At 61.2% G+C, this 19,210-nt stretch carries 17 protein-coding genes and 3 pseudogenes; 14 read left to right on the top strand and 6 right to left on the bottom strand.

Annotation, left to right across the window (positions count from 1 at the left end; all coding sequences use genetic code 11):
- Positions 1–42: 42 nt before the first annotated feature.
- The 8 genes and pseudogenes from Mame_RS26820 to Mame_RS22385 all read left to right on the top strand — a co-directional run bounded on the left by Mame_RS26820 (position 43) and on the right by Mame_RS22385 (position 8,445).
- On the top strand, positions 43–252 hold the full coding sequence (locus Mame_RS26820) for a PLP-dependent transferase (RefSeq protein WP_155122282.1): 210 nt from the start codon (positions 43–45) through the stop codon (positions 250–252).
- Positions 233–1,324, top strand: a pseudogene (locus Mame_RS22415) (IS3 family transposase); the annotation flags it as partial. The gene Mame_RS26820 and the pseudogene Mame_RS22415, both read left to right, overlap by 20 nt.
- A gap of 50 nt (positions 1,325–1,374) precedes the next feature.
- On the top strand, positions 1,375–2,142 hold the full coding sequence (locus Mame_RS22410) for a DNA-binding domain-containing protein (RefSeq protein WP_079921024.1): 768 nt from the start codon (positions 1,375–1,377) through the stop codon (positions 2,140–2,142).
- 34 nt (positions 2,143–2,176) lie between these two features.
- Positions 2,177–2,881: pseudogene (locus Mame_RS22405) on the top strand (IS6 family transposase).
- 344 nt (positions 2,882–3,225) lie between these two features.
- The gene (locus Mame_RS22400) at positions 3,226–5,709 is read left to right on the top strand and encodes a heavy metal translocating P-type ATPase (protein WP_018066923.1); all 2,484 of its coding nucleotides are present in this window, start codon (positions 3,226–3,228) and stop codon (positions 5,707–5,709) included.
- Positions 5,710–5,843: 134 nt separating this feature from the next.
- A complete protein-coding gene (locus Mame_RS22395; RefSeq protein WP_155122257.1) occupies positions 5,844–6,197 on the top strand; it encodes a hypothetical protein in 354 nt (117 codons plus the stop codon).
- A 70-nt stretch (positions 6,198–6,267) separates the two neighbouring features.
- Complete coding sequence (locus tag Mame_RS22390; RefSeq protein ID WP_018066921.1) at positions 6,268–7,746, top strand: multicopper oxidase family protein; 1,479 nt, start codon at positions 6,268–6,270, stop codon at positions 7,744–7,746.
- Positions 7,747–8,016: 270 nt separating this feature from the next.
- Positions 8,017–8,445, top strand: a complete 429-nt coding sequence (locus tag Mame_RS22385; protein WP_018066920.1) for a YqaA family protein — start codon at positions 8,017–8,019, stop codon at positions 8,443–8,445.
- A gap of 267 nt (positions 8,446–8,712) precedes the next feature.
- Here the strand turns inward: Mame_RS22385 and Mame_RS22380 are convergent, their stop codons facing one another.
- The 4 genes from Mame_RS22380 to Mame_RS22360 form a co-directional block, all read right to left on the bottom strand.
- The gene (locus tag Mame_RS22380) at positions 8,713–8,931 is read right to left on the bottom strand and encodes a YrhK family protein (protein ID WP_018066919.1); all 219 of its coding nucleotides are present in this window, start codon (positions 8,929–8,931) and stop codon (positions 8,713–8,715) included.
- Between the two features lie 305 nt (positions 8,932–9,236).
- Positions 9,237–10,694 carry a CopM family metallochaperone gene (gene copM, locus Mame_RS22370; RefSeq protein WP_018066917.1) on the bottom strand — a complete coding sequence of 486 codons (1,458 nt, stop codon included), beginning with the start codon at positions 10,692–10,694 and terminating at the stop codon, positions 9,237–9,239.
- A gap of 16 nt (positions 10,695–10,710) precedes the next feature.
- A complete protein-coding gene (locus tag Mame_RS22365; RefSeq protein WP_026173846.1) occupies positions 10,711–11,130 on the bottom strand; it encodes an RrF2 family transcriptional regulator in 420 nt (139 codons plus the stop codon).
- Between the two features lie 337 nt (positions 11,131–11,467).
- A complete protein-coding gene (locus tag Mame_RS22360) occupies positions 11,468–12,244 on the bottom strand; it encodes an SDR family oxidoreductase (protein WP_018066915.1) in 777 nt (258 codons plus the stop codon).
- Positions 12,245–12,459: 215 nt separating this feature from the next.
- On the opposite strand from Mame_RS22360, the gene Mame_RS22355 reads away from it, so the two are divergent.
- The gene (locus Mame_RS22355) at positions 12,460–12,672 is read left to right on the top strand and encodes a hypothetical protein (RefSeq protein ID WP_051085164.1); all 213 of its coding nucleotides are present in this window, start codon (positions 12,460–12,462) and stop codon (positions 12,670–12,672) included.
- A gap of 100 nt (positions 12,673–12,772) precedes the next feature.
- On the opposite strand, the gene Mame_RS22350 is transcribed toward Mame_RS22355, so the two are convergent.
- A complete protein-coding gene (locus Mame_RS22350) occupies positions 12,773–14,962 on the bottom strand; it encodes a putative bifunctional diguanylate cyclase/phosphodiesterase (RefSeq protein WP_018066913.1) in 2,190 nt (729 codons plus the stop codon).
- Positions 14,963–15,396: 434 nt separating this feature from the next.
- On the opposite strand from Mame_RS22350, the gene Mame_RS22345 reads away from it, so the two are divergent.
- The 5 genes from Mame_RS22345 (at position 15,397) to Mame_RS22325 (ending at position 18,614) form a co-directional block, all read left to right on the top strand.
- Entirely contained in the window at positions 15,397–16,050 is a 654-nt protein-coding gene (locus Mame_RS22345; protein WP_018066912.1) for a TetR/AcrR family transcriptional regulator, read from the top strand.
- A complete protein-coding gene (locus Mame_RS22340; protein ID WP_018066911.1) occupies positions 16,043–16,732 on the top strand; it encodes a DUF899 domain-containing protein in 690 nt (229 codons plus the stop codon). The genes Mame_RS22345 and Mame_RS22340 overlap by 8 nt, the downstream gene beginning before the upstream one ends.
- On the top strand, positions 16,725–17,411 hold the full coding sequence (locus Mame_RS22335) for a glutathione S-transferase family protein (protein WP_235726868.1): 687 nt from the start codon (positions 16,725–16,727) through the stop codon (positions 17,409–17,411). The genes Mame_RS22340 and Mame_RS22335 overlap by 8 nt, the downstream gene beginning before the upstream one ends.
- 50 nt (positions 17,412–17,461) lie before the next feature.
- The gene (locus Mame_RS22330) at positions 17,462–17,884 is read left to right on the top strand and encodes a VOC family protein (RefSeq protein WP_018066909.1); all 423 of its coding nucleotides are present in this window, start codon (positions 17,462–17,464) and stop codon (positions 17,882–17,884) included.
- A gap of 301 nt (positions 17,885–18,185) precedes the next feature.
- Complete coding sequence (locus Mame_RS22325; protein ID WP_018066908.1) at positions 18,186–18,614, top strand: SRPBCC family protein; 429 nt, start codon at positions 18,186–18,188, stop codon at positions 18,612–18,614.
- Between the two features lie 89 nt (positions 18,615–18,703).
- On the opposite strand, the pseudogene Mame_RS22320 reads toward Mame_RS22325, so the two are convergent.
- Positions 18,704–19,136: pseudogene (locus Mame_RS22320) on the bottom strand (CBS domain-containing protein).
- Between the last annotated feature and the right edge of the window lie 74 nt (positions 19,137–19,210).

Raw genomic sequence — 19,210 nt, 5'->3', positions numbered from 1 at the left:
TCATCCCGCGCGGGAAAAGTGGCTTGACACCTTCGCCATCGTCTGGTCGACGCGGTCCTGCATCCCGCCCTTGAGAGCTTTCCCGGCCACGCGCTATGGAAGCGCGAATTTCTCGGGTCGAGCGGCGTATTCAGCGTGGTGTTCTGCGCAGCAGTCATACCGCATATCGCCGCGGCCCGGGATGCGCTTGAAATCTTCGCCATCGACGCCTCCTGGGGTGGCACGCGCAGCCTCAGAAGCGACGTTTTATAACTGGAAAGCCAAATTTGGCGGCATTGAAGTGTCCGAGGCCAAGCGATTGAAGGCGCTAGAAGACGAGAATGCCAAGCTGAAGAAGCTGCTCGCCGAGCAGATGATGGACACAGCCGCGCTTCGTGAGCTTCTAGCAAAAAAATGGTAGGGCCCGTCGCCAAGCGTGAAGCCGTTGCGCATCTGAAGGCCTCCATGGGTCTTTCGGAACGGCGGGCCTGCCAAATCATTTCCGCCGACCGCAAGACGGTTCGGTATCGGTCTTGCCGACCGCCGGAGGTCGAACTGCGAACGAAGCTGCGCGATCTCGCGAATGAGCGGCAGCGTTTCGGATACCGACGGCTGTTCATTTTGCTTCGGCGTGATGGAGAGCCGTCCGGCGTCAATCACATCTACCGACTGTATCGGGAGGAAGGTCTTTCCGTGCGCAAGCGCAAAGCCAGGAGGCGTGCTGTCGGAACGCGTGCGCCGATCCTCGTCGAAGCACAGGCAAATGCCCGCTGGTCGCTGGATTTCGTCCACGATCAGTTCGCCTGCGGCAGACGCTTCCGCGTGCTCAACATCGTCGATGACGTGACGCGCGAATGCCTGGCAGCAATTCCTGATACGTCGATCTCTGGTCGCCGTGTCGCACGAGAATTGACAACGCTGATCGAGCGGCGCGGCAAGCCCGGCATGATTGTCTCAGACAACGGCACGGAATTCACCTCGAATGCCATCCTCGCCTGGTCCAAGGATCACAATGTCGAGTGGCACTACATCGCACCTGGAAAGCCGATGCAAAACGGCTATGTCGAGAGTGTCAATGGTCGGATGCGCGACGAACTGCTCAATGAAAGCCTGCTCTTCGGCCTCGACCATGCCCGAAGCGTCATTGCTGAATGGGTAGATGATTTCAGCCATTTCCGACCGCACTCATCGCTCGGATACCAGACCCCGGCAGGCTATGCCGAAACCATCACCGCAACCGGCTCCAACGCTACGCAATATGGAAGCTTCGCGTTTCCGCCGGTTGCTTACACCGCGCCATTTGGCGTATCCCAAAACCGCCCAGGTTCTAATCGCAGCCCGATGAAAACTCAGTGGCAGGTCAATCGACCGGTCGATCGACCGTAATGTCGGCGTATGATTTCATCCCTCGAAGCCCCCGAAAACGGCCAAGACACTGGGGACGACGATCCACAAGAATTCCTTCGAGATCTTTTGCGCCGTAGCGGTGGAACGGTAACTGCTGAGGTGGTCGCAGAGGCACGTGAAGAATATGGTATTCCGCACTCGACGTTATTTCGGCTCGTTGCGCGGTTTAGAAAAACGCAGCGCATCTCAAGCCTCAAACCCAAAAAACGCGGGACGAAGGAAGGCGTGACCCGTCTGTACCCGAGAACGGAGCGGGTTATTGCCGAACAAGTGGATGACTTCTGGCTCAAGAAGGAAAGGCCGAGCTTTGCTGCACTATTACGACGAATCCGGGAAGTCTGCCTTGCAGAGGGCCTGTCTGCTCCGGCCCGTAGAACAGTGCAACGGAGAGTTTCGGAACTGATCCCGATTTCCGCGGCCCGCAAGCGCGGGGAACGAGAGATCGAAGCTGCATCAACGCCAAGTCCTGGCCAGTTATCTGTTGCCAAGCCGAACGCTCTTTGGCAGATCGACCACACAATCGTCGATGTCATCGTTGTCGATGAACAGTATCGTCAGCCCATCGGACGGCCAGTGCTGACAATTGCTATCGATGTTTGCACCAGAATGGTCGCCGGCTTCCATTTGTCATTGGAAGCCCCGTCCAGAACGTCTGTTGGCCTTTGCCTCCTGCACGCGGTTTACGACAAAACGGCATGGCTGGACGAGAGGGGGATTGAAATTCCCTGGCCCATCGCCGGGGTGATGTCAGGTTAACCGAAGCTGAAAGATTTGCAGATATCTAGCGGTCATGAGCCAAAGTCCTGTCAGCTACAAGCGCCATCGTTTCCCATCATCTATGATCGCCCATGCGGTCTGGCTGTATTTCCGGTTTCCACTGAGCCTGCGTCTGGTAGAGGAGATGCTGTTGGAGCGCGGTATCATCGTTTCCTATGAGACGATCCGCTGCTGGGCAAAGAAGTTCGGGCCAGTCTATGCTCGCCGCTTGCGCCGCAATGCGCCGAACCCAACGGATGTATGGCACCTGGACGAGGTCGCGGTGACAATCGGCGGCCGCAAACACTGGCTCTGGCGGGCCGTCGACCAGTACGGCTATGTGCTCGACGAGATCGTCCAGGTACGCCGGAACACCAAGGCTGCCAAACGTCTGTTGATCCGGCTGATGTCGAAGCAGGGAGGCGTACCCAAGTGTATCGTCACAGACAAGCTTGGCTCCTATGGTGCTGCGAGGCGCCAGATCATGCCGGCGGTCGAGCATTGATCGCACAAGGGGTTGAACAATCGAGCCGAAAACTCGCACCTGCCGCTGCGAAAACGGGAGCGGGTGATGCAGCGGTTCCGTTCGGCAGGCGCAGTGCAACGTTTCACCAGCGTCTTCTCCGCAGTCCGAAATCTCTTCGTCCCAACCCACCTGAAAAAGACCGCCATCGACGTCCACCTGCATCGTCTCAGGGCGCTCGCACATTGGAAGGGCATGGCCGGGATCGCCGCATGATCACTTCGAGCCGGTCGAATCCGAACTCGCCTCCGTTAACCTGACATCACCGGGGTCAGAGGGTCGCGGCGGTTCGTAATTCCCTGGTCGGGAGACCACCCCGTCATCGTCACCCATAGCGTTGCGTTTCGCCGACGGAAAATGTCTGGTTGGATCAAATCACTCTGAAATGTTCGATGATGGGCTTCACGCCTTAAGCTGTCGCCGTGGCAATCTGGAAACCTGCAGTCACCGGAAGAGGTCCACAAGGCCCTACGTTCACCAGACCTGCATCACCGGCCTTGACCTTCCAGTTGCTGGAAGGATCATATTGTGGAAAACCGACATCATCAGGAGGCCACACAATGCAGCATTCGCACACCAACCACTGGTCAGGATCCGGCAACGACGGACATGCTGTGAGTGCGACTGTAACGCGCGATCCGGTCTGCGGGATGACGGTCGAACCGGACGCCGGGAAGCCGACTGCCAAGCATGAACATAGCCTGTTTCATTTCTGCTCGGAAAAATGCCGAGATCGCTTCGCGGCAGACCCGACGGCCTATCTGAGTGCTCAGGATCCGGTCTGCGGCATGACGGTCGACCGCGCCAGCGCGCGCCACATGGCGAAGCACGGCGGCGAAAGCTATTACTTCTGCTCCGGCGGCTGCCAGGCGAAGTTCGAGGCGGATCCGGAGCGCTTTGCCGCCGGGCACGTCGAGGCCGAAGCGCAGCCTGAGGGCACGCTCTATACCTGCCCGATGCATCCCGAGATCGTGCGCGATCACCCCGGCAATTGCCCGAAATGCGGCATGGCGCTGGAGCCGATGACGCCTTCCGTGGATGCTGGCCCCAATCCCGAATATGTCGATTTCAAGCGAAGACTGATGATTGCCGCGCCGCTGGCGCTTGCCGTCTTCGTGCTCGAAATGGGCAGCCATCTGGGACTACCCTTCGAGGACTGGTTCGGCCACACGCTGTTCGGCTGGCTGCAATTCGCGCTGGCGACGCCCGTCATGGTGATCTGCTGGCCGTTCTTCCAGCGCGGCTGGTCGTCGATCGTCAACAAAAGCCCCAACATGTGGATGCTGATCGCGCTCGGAACCGGGGCGGCCTATCTTTTCTCCGTCGTCTCGCTTGTCGCGCCCGGGCTGTTTCCCGCGGCGATGCGCGACCCCATGGGCATGGCCCCGGTCTACTTTGAAGCCGCTGCCGTCATTCTCGTGCTGGTGCTGATCGGTCAGGTGATGGAGCTTGCCGCGCGTGAACGGACGGGCGATGCGATCCGGGCGCTTCTGGATCTCGCGCCGAAGACCGCGCGCAAGGTCACCAATGGCGGCGAGGAGGACGTGCCCGTCGAAACGCTGCAGGCGGGCGACGTGCTGCGCGTGCGCCCCGGCGAAAGCGTGCCGGTTGACGGCGTCGTCACCGAGGGCCGCTCCTCAGTCGATGAAAGCATGATCACCGGCGAGCCGGTTCCGGTGGAAAAGAGCGAGGGCGAGCCGGTGACCGGCGGGACGCTCAACAAGAACGGCAGCTTCCTGATGCGCGCAGAAAGCGTCGGCGCGGAGACGACGCTCTCCCGGATCGTCGACATGGTTTCGAAGGCGCAGCGGTCTCGGGCGCCGATCCAGGCGATGGCGGACCGGGTGGCAGCCTATTTCGTGCCGGCCGTCGTGGCCGTCGCGGCGATCGCCTTTCTGGCATGGCTGGCATTCGGCCCCTCGCCCGCCCTCTCCTATGCCTTCGTCGCGGCGGTTTCGGTGCTGATCATCGCCTGCCCCTGCGCGCTGGGACTTGCAACCCCGATGTCGATCATGGTCGCCACCGGGCGCGGCGCGAATGCGGGCGTGCTGATCCGCGACGCAGAGGCGCTGGAACGCTTTTCGAAGGTCGACGTGCTGGTGGTCGACAAGACCGGCACGCTGACGGAGGGCAAACCCGCGCTCACCGATGCCGAACCGCAGGACGGCTGCGACCGCATGGACCTGCTTTCGATTGCGGCAGCGCTGGAGCGCGGCTCGGAGCATCCTCTCGCCGAAGCGATCGTCGCCGGCGCACGGGAGGTGGAAGCGCCGGAACGCGAAAGCCGCGATTTCGACGCCATCACCGGTCAGGGCGTGACCGGGACGGTTGACGGACGCAAGGCGGCGCTCGGAAACGCCGCGCTGATGGAGGCGGAAGGCATCGATGTCAGCGTCTTGCGGGAACGGGTCGCCACGCTTCAGGGCGAGGGCAAGACAGCGATGTTCGTCGCCATCGATGGCCATGCTGCCGGAATTGTTGCCGTCGCCGACCGCATCAAGGACACCACGCCGGATGCGATCCGCGCGCTGCACGAAGCGGGCATGCGTATCGTGATGGCAACAGGGGATGCCGAGGCAACCGCGAAAGCCGTGGCGCGGACACTCGGGATCGACGAGGTCCATGCCGGGGTGAGCCCGCAGGACAAGCACGACCTGATCGAGCGCCTGCGCCGCGACGGCCACGCGGTCGCCATGGCCGGCGACGGGGTCAACGATGCGCCGGCGCTCGCGGCCGCTGATGTCGGGATCGCCATGGGCACCGGCGCGGATGTCGCGGTCGAAAGCGCCGGCATCACCCTGGTCAAGGGCGACCTGACCGGCATCGTCCGAGCCCGTCACCTTGCGGAGGCGACGATGGACAATATCCGCCAGAACCTGTTCTTCGCGTTCGTCTACAACACCGCGGGCGTGCCGCTTGCCGCCGGGATCCTCTATCCCTTCTTCGGCCTGTTGCTGTCGCCGATCGTCGCGGCCGCGGCGATGAGCCTGTCCTCGGTCTCGGTCATCGGCAATGCGCTGAGGTTGCGGGCGACGAAGCTTTAGGACGGCTTATGCATCAGGACCCGCAGCACGCCGCGACACGGCCCAAGATCGGCCATGATCGCCCGGCACTGTCCGCGGATCGTCGGCGTGCAGAGGCATTCCGGCGCACGGCGAATGGATTGGACATGGGATACATGCGGACAATGAGAGCGGCGGTGAAGGTGCTGTGCATTGTCACGGCCATGCTTCTCGGCGTGCTTTCGCCCTCCGCGGCGAGCGCCGCCACGCATTGCGCAACCTCGCCCGAAACCGCAATCACCCAGGCGCAGCCCGCCGGCGCCCTGCATGACATGGACCACCGGAGCGATCGACACCTCATGAAAGACTGCTGCCTTGCGGTTTGCAGCCTGCAGGCCGGCATCCCGCCCGTGCAGCCGTCGGGCCCTCCGGCTGCTGTTGTCAGGGACGTCACCTTCCTCGATCTCTCCGCCCCCCTCAAAGGTCATCCCGTCCCTCCCGATTTCGAACCTCCCCGGACCCTCGCATGAACTGCCGGCCATGCCGGCCATCCTTCATGTGACAATGCCGGTCCGATGACCGGCCATCGGGAGAACGATCATGTATCGCAGACAATTCATGCAGAGGCTCGCGCTTGGCGCGGCAGCCTTCGGACCCGGCCTGCCTATCGCCTGGGCCAGCCCCGCGCGGGCGCAGCAGACGCCCATCGACCTTCAGATCACCAACCGCACGATCGAGGTGAACGGTCAGCCTGCCAGCGTCTTCGGCCTTACCGGGCCCGGCGGCAAGCCCGGCCTCACCCTTGAGGGGGAACGCCCGTTCGATGTGCGCCTAGCAAACAACAGCAACGAGGCGACGCTCGTTCACTGGCACGGGCTGACGCCGCCATGGGAGATGGACGGCGTGCCCGACAATCCGGCGCCGATGATCGCACCGGGGGAAGAACGCCGCTACACTTTCCCGCTCGCCGCCGGCGGCACGCACTGGATGCACGCCCATACGCTTCAGGAACAGAGCCTGCTGGCAGCGCCGCTGATCATCCTTTCGGAGGAAGACAGAAAGGTCGATGTCCAGGACGTCGTCATCCTGCTCCACGACTTCTCGTTCCGTTCGCCCGAGGAATTGCTCGCCGACCTGACGAAAGGCGGAAGCGGCCATGGCGGGATGACGGGCGGCCAGGCCATGATGATGCAGGGGCAGAACATGTCGGGCATGGCGATGCCCGGCATGGCGATGCCCGGCACGGCGATGTCCGGCATGGCGATGCCCGGAATGCAGATGGACCTGAACGACATCGACTACGATGCCTACCTCGCCAATGACCGGACGCTGGACGATCCGGAGGTGTTTGCCGTCGACAAGGGCGGCCGGGTGCGCCTGCGCGTCATCAACGGCGCCGCCGCCACCAACTTCACCATCGACGCCGGCACGCTTCCCGGCCGCCTGGTGGCCGTCGACGGTCAGCCGGTCCAGCCTGTTTCCGGCGCCCGCTTCGGGATTTCGATGGGGCAGCGCCTCGACATCATGCTCGACGTTCCGGCCGAAGGCGGGGCCTTTCCGGTTCTGGCGCTGCGCGAAGGCGCGCGCGAACGGACCGGCATCATCCTGGCGACGCGCGGCGCGACCGTTACCAGGGTATCAGGCTTCGGGGCGCAAGACGGCCCAGTGCTGGATCTCACGCTGGAAAGCCGGCTTCGCGGCCTTTCCGCTTCAGAAACCGGCTCCACAACCCGTAGCAATGACCTCGTCCTTTCCGGCAGCATGTCCGGCTATGACTGGAGGATCGGCGGCGCGGACCGGTTGCGCGCGCGCCGCGGCGATCGCATCCGGCTTTCCATGACCAACATGTCGATGATGGGACATCCAATGCATCTGCATGGCCATCACTTCCAGGTCGTCGCCATCAACGGCGAGGCGATGGACGGGGCATTGCGCGACACGGTCTATGTGCCGCCGATGGCAAAGGTCGATATCGCGTTCACCGCCGACAACCCCGGCCGCTGGCCCTTCCACTGCCATCACCTCTATCATATGGCGAGCGGCATGATGGCCTACCTGGACTACGAAGGACCGATCTGAAACGGTTCGGGCAGAGGTTCCAACGGGCACCTCGGTAGATGGGGCGCTCAGACGATGCTGTAGCTTGCTGCGGCGCCCAATGAATCAGATCGCCCGCTTCCTCCAGAGGCGGCGGGCGTCTTGTGCGAATGGTCGCTCGGAAAGCGACCGTGACTGTGGTAAAGACGCTGGCGCTGTGCTCAGGGCAGCGCTTGCCAGTAAGTTGAATGCCTTAGTAACGGTAGCGCCAGGTGCACGGCCACACCCGCGTCGACCAGAAATGTGGATGGGTTGTTCTCACTAGCCGGGCTTTTCGCAGTTGCGTTCGTCGCCGCCACAATCCTGCCAGCCCAGTCGGAAGCCGCACTGGTCGGACTGTTGGTTCTTGGTAAGCAACCGCCTGTCCTGCTGATTGTCGTCGCCACGATTGGCAATGTGCTCGGCTCCGCGGTCAACTGGGCGCTCGGACGCTGGATCGAGCGGTACCGGCAACGGCGATGGTTTCCAGTCAGCGAAAAGGCTCTTGACCGGGCGACACGCTGGTATCAGCGATGGGGTCGCTGGAGTCTTCTTCTCAGTTGGGCTCCGGTTGTTGGCGATGCCCTGACCGTGGTCGCTGGCGTGTTGCGCGAACCGACCTGGAGCTTCCTGCTTCTCGTGACAATCGCCAAGGCCGGTCGCTACATCCTGTTGGCGGTCATTGCATTGGGGGTGCTGTGATGTGGCAATTGTCCCAGCCGATCCCCCGCGCTGCGGCGCGACACCTAGCTTGCCTGTGCGACTGTATCAGTTCGTCTGAAAGCGCATTTGATCGAGCAACCTCTCTGCGTTTGCGCAAAATCGGCCTCGAAGCGGCGGGCTATCGAGCCTTTTTCAGTCGCGCCAACTGGCTGAGAAATCCTTGAGGCTTTGATCGCCGAAGTTCCGTTTTTTTCGGGCCGGCGGCGATGGAGGCGCGACGCGCGGAGGAAAGCCAGTGGGCGGCCGTCACGTTTTGTCGGTCACATCCACGAGCAGGCGCCCCAACGCGCCAATCAGCATGAAAAAGGAGCCGACGATAAAGAGCCAGACGCCCAGCGTTTTGTATTGCTCCAAAGAAGGCAGGAAGAAGATGCTTCCGACGAAGAAGCCGATATTGCCGAGAAGGCCGAGGGAAAGGTGGATCCATCCATATTCCCTGACCAGCGTGCGAATAGGGCTGTTCATTGTGCTCGCTCCCTTCAGTTGTGTGTAAGAAAATCAACGCGCATTCGCTAAGCCGGTTCCAGCAAGAACGGGTCCAAGCCGGCAGCCGCTGGTATGGCGAAACCACTGGTCTCCTGTCAGTCGCTAGCTGGTCCATCTTTGCAAATGGACAGCTTCAGCAATAACACCAAACACAAAAACCCGGCGCCTGAGGCTTTGTGTTTGCTTCACCGGAATGGTCCTCATCTCATGAGGCAAGGCGCCCTGCACAATTGTCTTGACGCCTTGCAGTTGGAGAGAGCGGGGCAAGCCCGCTTCCTCGCCCATTACTCGGTCTCGATGCCACGCTGACGCAGCCAAGCGCGCATGGCCTCGATCTCCTTCTGCTGCTCGGCAATGATATGCTGCGCCAGCGCCATATTGGTGCGATCCGACCCGGCGGCAAGCTGGATGCGGGCCATGTCGATTGCGCCCTGGTGGTGCGGTATCATGCCGAGCACGAAGGCAACGTCGGGATCGTCGTGGCGCAGACCTTCCATCATCTCTTCATGCATGCCCATCATCGACCGTTCATAGGCTTCGGTCGCCGTCAGCGTGCCGGCATCCGGGGCTTCTGCCCCCTGTTCGCTATCGGCCCCGCTCATATCCGGGGAAGCGATCGGCCCGTGCGGGTACTCAAGCGAGAAGGTGTGGGTCGCCATCTCGGTCTGTTCGGTGCGCAACTCCGCCATCGTCTGCGCATCCGGGCCGAAGAAGGCGGCATGAAGGCCCCAATAGGCGGTTGCGAAAATCACCAGCGCCGAGGCAAGACCGAGCGGGACGCCGACAAGCGAGCGCCGGATCCAGCCCCAGAAATGCAGCTCCCGGGTGTGGTCGACCGCGATGGCGACGATGATGGCCATGATCAGCGCATGGCCGATCAGGTCGATCCGCCCGAAGGGGTAAACGGCGGCATTGAAGATCACGAAAAGCGCGATTGCCGAAAGCCTGCGGATGAGCGGCGTCGCCAGCAGGCCGAAGCCCATGGTGAATTCGGCAATGCCGGCCATCGGGATGAACATATCGCGCGGTATGCCGAAAGTCAGGAACGGCTTTTCGACCACCAGCGGATAGAACCATTCCGGATAGGCGAATTTTTCGAGACTTGACCACATCAGCGCGATCGCCACGCCCCAACGCAAGAGCTCGAAGCGATGCTTGCGCCAGTCCGGGCGGTTGGAGCTTTCAAGCACCAGATAGCCCGCGACCGCGACGCCGAGCGCCAGATAGTCGAGCAGATGGAAAAACTCGTAATCGCGCAGCGCCAGAACCCACAGGAAGATGATGCCGGCCGCCGAAAGCGGCATGGTCTTGCGGGACACGATGCCGGCGGCGATCAGCAGCTGCAGCCAACTGACCCACTCGGCGGGCGTCTGCAGATCGGGCGTCAGGTAAACGCCGCCGACCGCGAAGATCGCAACGAAGAAGCCGGCAACGACGATGCGCATAAAGGTGTCAAGATGTCGCCATAGCGGATCGGTCACCCGGTCCATCGCATCCAGCGTGGCGGTACCGGCTGCGCTGCGCTCGATCAGTCGTGCGGCGACGAAGAAGACCAGAACCAGGACGATGCCGGTCCAGAAATACGGATCGCTCAACGTGCGCGTGAGCGGCGCAGGCGCGGCATCGACGATATAGGGCGCGAACCACTTCACATGGGCGGAGGCCGAGATCGGGGCCAGGGCGGCCCCTAAGCCGAGGAACCCGGCGAGGGCACGGTTCGTTCGTTGGTTGAGGGAAAACATGAGGTGCCTCCTTTGGTCAGGCAATTGCCGGCTTTTCTGCCGGCAGGGCAATGTCGGCGAGTGTCTTGCGATCACACTCGGCCAGAAAGGCTGCTTCAGCAGCAGCAAGTGTATGTTTGAGGCGACAGACCGGCGTGACGCTGCAATCGCCGATCGGCGAAAAGCACTCAACGAGAGACTGCCCCTCTTCGAGAAGCCGAATGATCTCGCCAAGCCCGATCTCGGCAGCAGGGCGCGCAAGGATCGCTCCGCCGCCCGCCCCTCTGCGGGTATCGACAATGCCGTGATGGGCAAGCCGCTGTATGATCTTGTTGAGGTGATTGCGGGAGACCTTGAACTCCTCGGCGATCTCCGCCGTCGAGAACACCCGCTCGGGGTCGCTCGCCATCCGCATGAGGGCCCGAAGCCCGTAATCCGTGAAACTCGTCAGACGCATGATCCGTCATAACCTTTAATTGGTATTTTAAATACCAATTAAAGGTTATTTTACTTGGTGGCAACCAGCCACTGCGACAGTTCTGGTATGTGTTTTAGACATGCCTCTGCAAGGAGATGACAACACACCTAAGAAACCTTGAACTCATATTACCGGTTCACATAAAGTGGGCGCGGCGACCGCCTGCTCGATGCACCGCGGCGCATCGGGCATCATCTTCCTGTGGGTTCTGACGCTTGGCGCAGCGCAGTCAAACCGGCGACGGATCCCGTCGTCATCCCTCGCTGGTTTTCGATTGCTCATGCTGAGCTCCCTTTAAAAACGAGCAGCAAAAACGTTAGCGCAGCAGCCCCTGACCGCCATCCACCCAGACCGGGGTCCCGGTGACGTGCCTGGCCTTTTCCGAGATCAGGAAAGCGATGACGGCTGCGACATCTTCGCTGCGGCCGGGCACGCCGCCCGTCAGCGGAATTTGCCCTTCGGGCCATTCGCTCTCGATGCCGCTCTTGTCGGCATGGCGGATATCGGTGTTGTCGTCGATCTCGGTGTCGATGGCGCCGGGGCAGACGGCGTTGATGCGGATCGATGACTTTCCCAGCTCCGGCGCCAGCTGCTGGACCATGGCAAGCTGCGCGGCCTTGGTGGCGGTGTATGCCGTGGCGCCGGGCGAGGAGAAGGTGCGCGTGCCGTTGATGGAGGAGACCACCACGATCGATCCGCCGCCAGCCGCCCTCAGGTGCGGCACGCTCGCGCGGATCGTCAAGAACGTCCCGCGCAGGTTGATGGCGATGGTGTGGTCGAACGCCTTCGGCTCGAGTTCATCGATCGGCGCCCAGACGCCGTTGACGCCTGCATTGGCGACGACGGCATCGAGTCGGCCGTGTTTCGAAACCAGTTTGTCCACGGCTGTGGCCATCTCCTCCTCATGGGCCACGTCGGCGGAGAGCTCGATCGCCGTGCCGCCATTGGCTTCAATTTCCTCGACCGTTCTTCGGTTTTCCTCCGGCGTGTGACCAAGGACGCCGACGACATAGCCGTCGGCCGCCAGCGCCAGTGCCGCCGCCCTGCCAATGCCGGAACCGGCTCCGGTGACTAACGCTACTGAATTTGCCATGGGTCGTTCTCCTATTGCTTTGTCCGGCCCTGGAACGCCGGGATCTCGCGGGCATCGCCCGCCGCTCTAACCGACGCGTCGCGGTACTGGTTCCCGAAAAAGCATGGGACAGATCGGCGAAACGGCTTTTTTTCGGTTCGGAACAAAGGCCGGGCTGACCGGTTCGGATGCAAACCCGTTCCAGAGAGCCTGTTTCCAGAAAGAAAGGCGGCGAAATGACCCTATCCAATCTTCTGTGGCTGTTTACGGTGGCCGCCGGCCCGGTGCTCCTTGGCCTCGCCATCGCTTACGGCATTGCCCACCAGCGAAAACTCACCAATGTCGAGCAAAAACAAAGTGACGAGGCAACCCGAGAGCTCTTCGAGGCCAATGACGGCAAAAGCGCCGACGAGAATGGGCAGGTGGAGCCCACGCGGCATCCCTCCTAGCCGGTGTGCGACAGCAGCTAGGCGGAGCGAGTTTCTTGACCAGCTCCGACTACGCGGTGGCTTCTGGTTCGCGGGCCGAGCCACAGTTCCACGCTTGCTCTCAGCTTGGCGAGCCGGCAGGAGTGGAAATGTGCTCGATGTCACGTAGAGGAACCGGCTTCGAGTAGAGAAAGCCCTGCAGGCTGTCACAGCCAATCTTGACAAGGCCTGCGTCCTGCAGCGAGGTTTCAACGCCTTCCGCGGTCGTCTTGAGGCCTCTCGCGTGGGCCAGTTCGACAATAGCCCGGATTATGGCTTCATCACCCGCCTTCTCACCGAACCCCTGAACGAAACTTCTGTCGATCTTGATGCGATCGACATTCAGGGTTCGCAGTCGACCAAGCGACGAGAAGCCAGTCCCGAAATCATCAATCGCAATCTGCACACCTATTGCACGCAGAGCGTCGAGATTAGCGACAACTGCCGAAGCCTCATCGGTGGCGACTGTTTCAGTCACCTCCAGCTCAAGAGCCTGCGGTGACAGCCCGGTGGACAACAGTATTTTTCTGACTTTGGCGGCGTAACCTTCGTCGCGGAGCTCGACGCCGGACACGTTGACCGCAACGCTCTTGCCTGACCATTTAGCCGCCGCCTTGCAGGCTTCCCGCAAAACAAACTCACCGACGGCTTCAATCATTCCGGTTTCTTCAGCTATCGGAATAAACAGCTCGGGCGAGATCGAGCCGAATTTAGGATGCTCCCAGCGAAGGAGTGCCTCGTACCCTTTGACCCGATGGTCAAGCGCGGAAATAATGGGTTGGTAGTGAACCTGAAACTCGTTGCCAGTCTTCAGGGCCGCACGCATATCCCCTTCCATCTCCTGACGTCTGCTAAGCAACTGGTCCATGCTCTCTGAAAAGTACGTATACCGACTACGCCCGGAGTTCTTGGAAAAGTACAAGGCAACATCAGCCCTTCGAAGCAAGCTCACACGGTCACTGCCATCGCGCGGCGCCAGCGCTACTCCAACACTGACTCCGACAAAGACCTCTTGGCCACCGAGCACAAAAGGACGACGAGCAGAATCAACGATGCGCTGACAGATAACGTCGACGTCCCTCACACTGGCCTTTCCCCTGAGCATCACGGTAAATTCGTCTCCGCCGACGCGGGCAACGACATCACCCTGGCGTACGATGGCCTTCAAACGTTGGCCAAACTCGCGAATCAAAGCGTCGCCCGAGGGATGACCGAGCGTATCGTTGACCTGCTTGAACCGATCCAGATCGAGAAACAGAAGAGCGCTGCCCTCTCCCTTGGCCAACTCAACATCGACATACTCGTTGAAGTAATTTCTGTTGGGTAGTTCGGTCAACGGATCGTGGAGCGCCATGTAACGGATCTGCTCCTCACTCGCCTCAAGCTCTTTCGAGCGGTTGTGATACAGAAACAAAGAGAACGCGATCGCGCAAAGCGCCACGCCAATAAAGGCGGACAAAACCGGAATAAGCCTTGATAGCATCGTTTCCCCCGGGTGATGGGGATGCCAGACCATGTAACCCAATACGGATCCGTCAGCCTTGTGAAACGGCAGGCTGGAATAGTGCGGCTCATCGATCGCCGACCATGAAAAACGCGGGTCTTCGAACAGATAGTCGGTCTTCAATTCTTCGATCAGGCTTCCGTCAAGAAAGCGTACAGCGACGTGAACGGCTTCCTCACCGGGCGTTTGCTGGATATCACCGGTGTCGGAAACAATTGGCTTGACGCTGACGATGGCGGGACGCCCCTGGATGACTGCCAAATCGGATACGCCCGGCGTGAGCACGGTTTCGCTGATTTGACTATCTCCTCCAGCCCGAAGCTTGTCGCGAAGAGCAAAGACCAAAGGCAGAGCTTGGTCGCTGACTACATTGAACGCATTCGGAGCGGCCGTTCCGCCATCTGCAAAAGCGTAAACTGCCTGGTTTGAGGGATCGAGAACATAAGCCTGATCGAGGCCGAAGTACTCATGCATCCAGGTCCCGAGATTACTATCCATCCAGGCGCTATCACGCGCGCGCACCTGCTCGACGGCATCGTCCCAGACAGTGACACTTTCCTGATCGTGCGCGACTTCGGAACGCAGTTGAGAAACGACGAGCTGAACCAGGCTTGCCTGCCGATTGTAAGAGACGCGATCGGCCTCGTGACCCGCCCAAATCAAGAGCCCCAAAACACCAAGGCCGATACAACCGGTCAACGCTAATATCGGCAGTGCGCGCGTCAGCAGGAAGCCTGAGAATTTTAAAGACTGTTTTTTATTGCGCATTTCCAAAACCTGCCATGTAATTAAAACTATGTAGAAACATGAGCTTCTGCACAAGTGAATAACTCGAACCTCTTCTGTCGGAGTAGCGCACAAAGGGTAAGGCAGGTATTGCAGAAAACCCCTTTCGAGGACTGTCTCCGGCTGAGAGATAGCCCGGCCCCTAGAAGCGCCTGGGCAAGCCGAGCTGACGCAAACGCATGCGCTACAAACGATCTTGCCTTTGAGACCGTACAGTGCGGCCCGGACGCCAAAGGACGCCGGGGTCGCCGGTCTTGTCTTCGCCCGAACATTTGGTAGCGGCGCCCCAGGATCGACCGTCATTGCGGCAATGACCTATTCCGGCTCGCGATCGCATTCGCTTGCCAAGCGTGATCATCGCTGAATTTGACAAGAAACCGACTAGTTGGTATGTAAGTCGGAACAGGAGGCGACGCATGCCCAACACGACCCCAAAACCGGATGCGAGATCGAAGTTGCTTGCTGCGGCGCTGTCGCTGATCCGCGCCAAGGGCTATACGGCCACCACCGTCGATGAACTCTGTTCGGCGGCGGGCGTGACCAAGGGGGCCTTCTTCCATCACTTCAAAAGCAAGGACGCGCTCGGTATCGCGGCGGCGGAACACTGGTCGGCCACCACCGGCGCATTCTTCGCCAGCGCCCCATATCACAACCATGATGATCCGTTCGAGCGGCTGATCGGCTACATCGAGTTCCGCAAGGCAATCATCGAGGGCGACCTCGCCGAGTTCACCTGTCTCGTCGGCACCATGACGCAGGAGGTCTATGGGTCGAATCCGGCGATCCGCGATGCCTGCGCGGCAAGCATTTTCGGGCATGCGGCCACGCTTGAGCCCGATATCGAGGCGGCGATGAAAGCGCGCGGGATCGTGGCGGACTGGACGCCCGCCAGCCTGGCCGCGCACACCCAGGCCGTGCTGCAGGGCGCGTTCATACTGGCCAAGGCGACGGGCGACCGCGCCATCGCGCGCGACAGCGTCGATCACCTAAAGCGATATCTGCTGCTCCTGTTCGAAACGGCGCCGAAGATCGGCGCGTCGCATTCCCGAGGAGGATCATCATATGACTGAAAATCCAAACCCTGAAACGAAGACGATCTCTGGAATTGCCCGCCGAACAACATCACCGGATGCCTGGCGCGACGAACTCGCCGACCTGCGCGATGCGGAAAAGGACCTGACCCGAGCTCAGGACCGGCTGGCCGCAAGGCGGCGGCGCATGCCGTGGACGAAGGTAGATGGCGACTATGCCTTCGCCGGGCCCGAAGGAACCGGCACGCTGGCCGATCTGTTCGACGGCCGTGCGCAACTCATCGTCTATCACCACATGCTGAAAGCCGCGGATCCGAGCCCGTGCGAAGGCTGCTGCATGGTGGCCGACCAGATGCCGCATCTCTCCCATCTTCATGCCCGCAACACCACGCTCGTCTTCGTGTCGAAAGCGCCGATTTCAGAGATCGAGGCGTTCCGCAAGCGCATGGGTTGGTCGATGCCCTGGTACGAGACACGGGATAATTTCAACGCCGACTTCGACGTGACCTCAGGCTTCGGCCTCAACGTTTTCTATCGCGACGGCGCGGACATCTACCGGACCTACTACACCACCGGTCGCGGGGTCGAGACGCTCGGTACGATCTGGACACTGCTCGACCTGACGCCCCTCGGCCGGCAGGAAGACTGGGAGGACGCCCCCGACGGCACGCCGCAGACCAGGCCGTACCAGTGGTGGCGGAGGCACGACGCGTATGACTGAGACAGGTCCCCAATCGATGACCGCCGACTCCAGGCCCACCATCACCGTCTTTGAACGTTCACCCGATGGCGGGAAGGGACTATCACGCGACATGCGGGTGCGCTGGGCGCTCGAGGAAGTTGGCCGGCCCTGCGCTGTCCGGCCCGTGTCTTTCGCCGTGATGAAGGAGCCCGCGCACAGGACCCTGCAACCGTTCGGACAGATCCCGACTTATGAGGACGGCGGCCTCACGCTGTTCGAGACCGGCGCAATCGTCTTTCACATCGCCGATCGCCATGAGGGCCTGCTTCCGCGGGATGCGAACGCGCGGGCACGGGCGATCAACTGGATGTTTGCCGCGCTCAGCACCATCGAACCCACGATCATCGACCGGGAGGTGGCCCTCTATCTCGAACGGGACGAAAACTGGTTTGGGCAACGCCTGGCGCTTGTGGAGGCCCGTATTCGCGCCAGGCTGACCGACCTGTCCCACCGTCTCGGCGATGCCGACTGGCTCGATGGCCGTTTCAGCGCCGGCGACCTGATGACGGCCGATGTTCTGCGCAGGCTGGGCGGATCAGGGCTGCTCGAAGAGTTTCCGAACCTTGCGGCCTTCGTAGCCCGCGCCGAAGCGCGACCGGCCTTCATGCGCGCCTTCGTTGCGCAGAGGGATTTCTTCAAAGCTGCGGTGGAGCCGTAACCAATGGCCGCCGTTGAGGGCGGTATTTCAACCACAAGGGAGAGACCGACATGGAACCGACTATCTATCTTTTCTTCAAGGGCAACTGCTTCGAGGCGATGACCCGTTATGCCGAGGTGCTCGGCGGCGAGATCGGCGGCGTTTTCCGCAACGGTGATGCGCCCGACCCGGAAAGCCGGATGCCTGGCGGCGACGATCTGGTGATGAACATGGCCATGACTTTGGGCCGTGCCATGATCATGGCCTCGGACGTCCCGGCCGAAATGTACAGCAAGCCCGCCGGCTTCCGCGTATCGATCGCGCCGAGTTCGCGCGAGGATTTCGACCGCATCCACGACGCGCTGGCAGAGGATGCGCAGAGCGTCGAGATGGCGCCCGGCGAAACCTTCTGGGCCGAGCGCTTCGCCATGTTCACCGACAGGTACGGCACACCGTGGATGCTCAATTTCGAGGGCGACAAGGGCTCCGCCTGAGCAGACCTCAACTCAAGCAGGGAGAGACAATCATGTTCCGGATGGTCATTCTGACCGCAATGCTTGCGGTAGGGTTCTTCGAATAGCGCGTTGCGCCTTGTGCCGGGCCCGTCGTAGCCACTGCTCGATCTGACGACGAGATCCGACAAGGCCAAACGCGCCTTCGAGGCGATGATGGCAATGGGCAAGATCGACATCCTCGCCTTAGAAAAGGCGGTGGAACAACGCAGCCTCCAACCATGAGGAACCGCCACATGAATAAGCTTATCCGCATCTGTTACCGAGGACTAAGGAGAAGAGCATGAGCACCCGGAAGATCACGATCGACGCCTTGATCGACGCGCCCGTCGAAAGTGTGTGGAAAGACTACACGACGCCGGCCGACATCACGCAATGGAACTTCGCTTCCGATGATTGGTGTTGCCCGAGCGCCGAGGTTGATCTGAGGGTGGGCGGCGGCTACAGGGCGCGGATGGAAGCCAGGGACGGCAGTTTTGGCTTCGATCTCGAGGCCGTCTATGAGGAGGTCGAGCCGCATAATGCGCTGACGATGGTCATGAGCGATGGGCGCAGGGCGCGCACGACATTCGAATCCGCTGGCGGGAAGACGCACGTCACCACCACGTTCGACGCCGAAGACCAGAACGCGATCGACATGCAGCGCGATGGCTGGCAGGCGATTCTGAACAACTTCAAACGCCATGTGGAAGCGAAGCCAGGGCGTAGCTGAGATTATCTCCGGCGGAGCCGAGCGCGCAATGCCGAGCATTGCCGGGTTTCCCAATCAGGCCACATCCGAGGACCATCCGAAAATCGCCGTTAGGCACCGGACTGGTTATGGCTGCCGCCGGCGCGAACGACCCCTTTCAGGCTATCTCCGGTGTCGTTAAGGCTGCCGCGGGCGGCATCCGCGAGCGAGACGATACCGCACATGCGCTTGTTGTCGTCCAGCACGACGAGGCGGCGCACCTGAATATCGCCCATATTGGCGAGAACGTCATCCACCGCGTCCGTGTCGCGGCAATATTTGACGTCGGTGCTCATCACCTCGCTCACCTTGCTGCGTCCGTCGAGACCCGTGGCGACGCCGCGTGACGATGTCGCGGTCCGTCACCATTCCGACCAGCCGGTCGTTTTCGCCGACGGGAAGGAAACCGATATCTTCGTTCGTCATTCGCCTGGCGACTTCGATGATGATGTCATCGGGTTTTGCAAGGGCGACGTCGCGTGTCATGATTTCTGAAATTCGCATCATTTTCTCCTTGAAGTTTTCCGGCATGCCGCCGTCGCTCGTCCAACTGCAGGCCGCGCGGAATGTTCCAGCGG

It is taken from the genome of Martelella mediterranea DSM 17316 (assembly GCF_002043005.1).
GTDB classification, from domain to species: domain Bacteria; phylum Pseudomonadota; class Alphaproteobacteria; order Rhizobiales; family Rhizobiaceae; genus Martelella; species Martelella mediterranea.
This window is presented reverse-complemented; position numbering and strand designations above follow the sequence as displayed.

Bases quoted from the DNA above. Each gene is read 5' to 3' on its own strand.
- Mame_RS22335 (WP_235726868.1), top strand. From the start codon at position 16,725: ATGACTGAGACAGGTCCCCAATCGATGACCGCCGACTCCAGGCCCACC.
- Mame_RS22365 (WP_026173846.1), bottom strand. From the start codon at position 11,130: ATGCGTCTGACGAGTTTCACGGATTACGGGCTTCGGGCCCTCATGCGG.
- copM (WP_018066917.1), bottom strand. From the start codon at position 10,694: ATGTTTTCCCTCAACCAACGAACGAACCGTGCCCTCGCCGGGTTCCTC.
- Mame_RS22325 (WP_018066908.1), top strand. From the start codon at position 18,186: ATGAGCACCCGGAAGATCACGATCGACGCCTTGATCGACGCGCCCGTC.
- Mame_RS22360 (WP_018066915.1), bottom strand. From the start codon at position 12,244: ATGGCAAATTCAGTAGCGTTAGTCACCGGAGCCGGTTCCGGCATTGGC.
- Mame_RS22350 (WP_018066913.1), bottom strand. From the start codon at position 14,962: ATGCGCAATAAAAAACAGTCTTTAAAATTCTCAGGCTTCCTGCTGACG.
- Mame_RS22330 (WP_018066909.1), top strand. From the start codon at position 17,462: ATGGAACCGACTATCTATCTTTTCTTCAAGGGCAACTGCTTCGAGGCG.
- Mame_RS22340 (WP_018066911.1), top strand. From the start codon at position 16,043: ATGACTGAAAATCCAAACCCTGAAACGAAGACGATCTCTGGAATTGCC.
- Mame_RS22355 (WP_051085164.1), top strand. From the start codon at position 12,460: ATGACCCTATCCAATCTTCTGTGGCTGTTTACGGTGGCCGCCGGCCCG.
- Mame_RS22400 (WP_018066923.1), top strand. From the start codon at position 3,226: ATGCAGCATTCGCACACCAACCACTGGTCAGGATCCGGCAACGACGGA.
- Mame_RS22395 (WP_155122257.1), top strand. From the start codon at position 5,844: ATGCGGACAATGAGAGCGGCGGTGAAGGTGCTGTGCATTGTCACGGCC.
- Mame_RS22345 (WP_018066912.1), top strand. From the start codon at position 15,397: ATGCCCAACACGACCCCAAAACCGGATGCGAGATCGAAGTTGCTTGCT.
- Mame_RS22410 (WP_079921024.1), top strand. From the start codon at position 1,375: ATGATTTCATCCCTCGAAGCCCCCGAAAACGGCCAAGACACTGGGGAC.
- Mame_RS22380 (WP_018066919.1), bottom strand. From the start codon at position 8,931: ATGAACAGCCCTATTCGCACGCTGGTCAGGGAATATGGATGGATCCAC.
- Mame_RS22390 (WP_018066921.1), top strand. From the start codon at position 6,268: ATGTATCGCAGACAATTCATGCAGAGGCTCGCGCTTGGCGCGGCAGCC.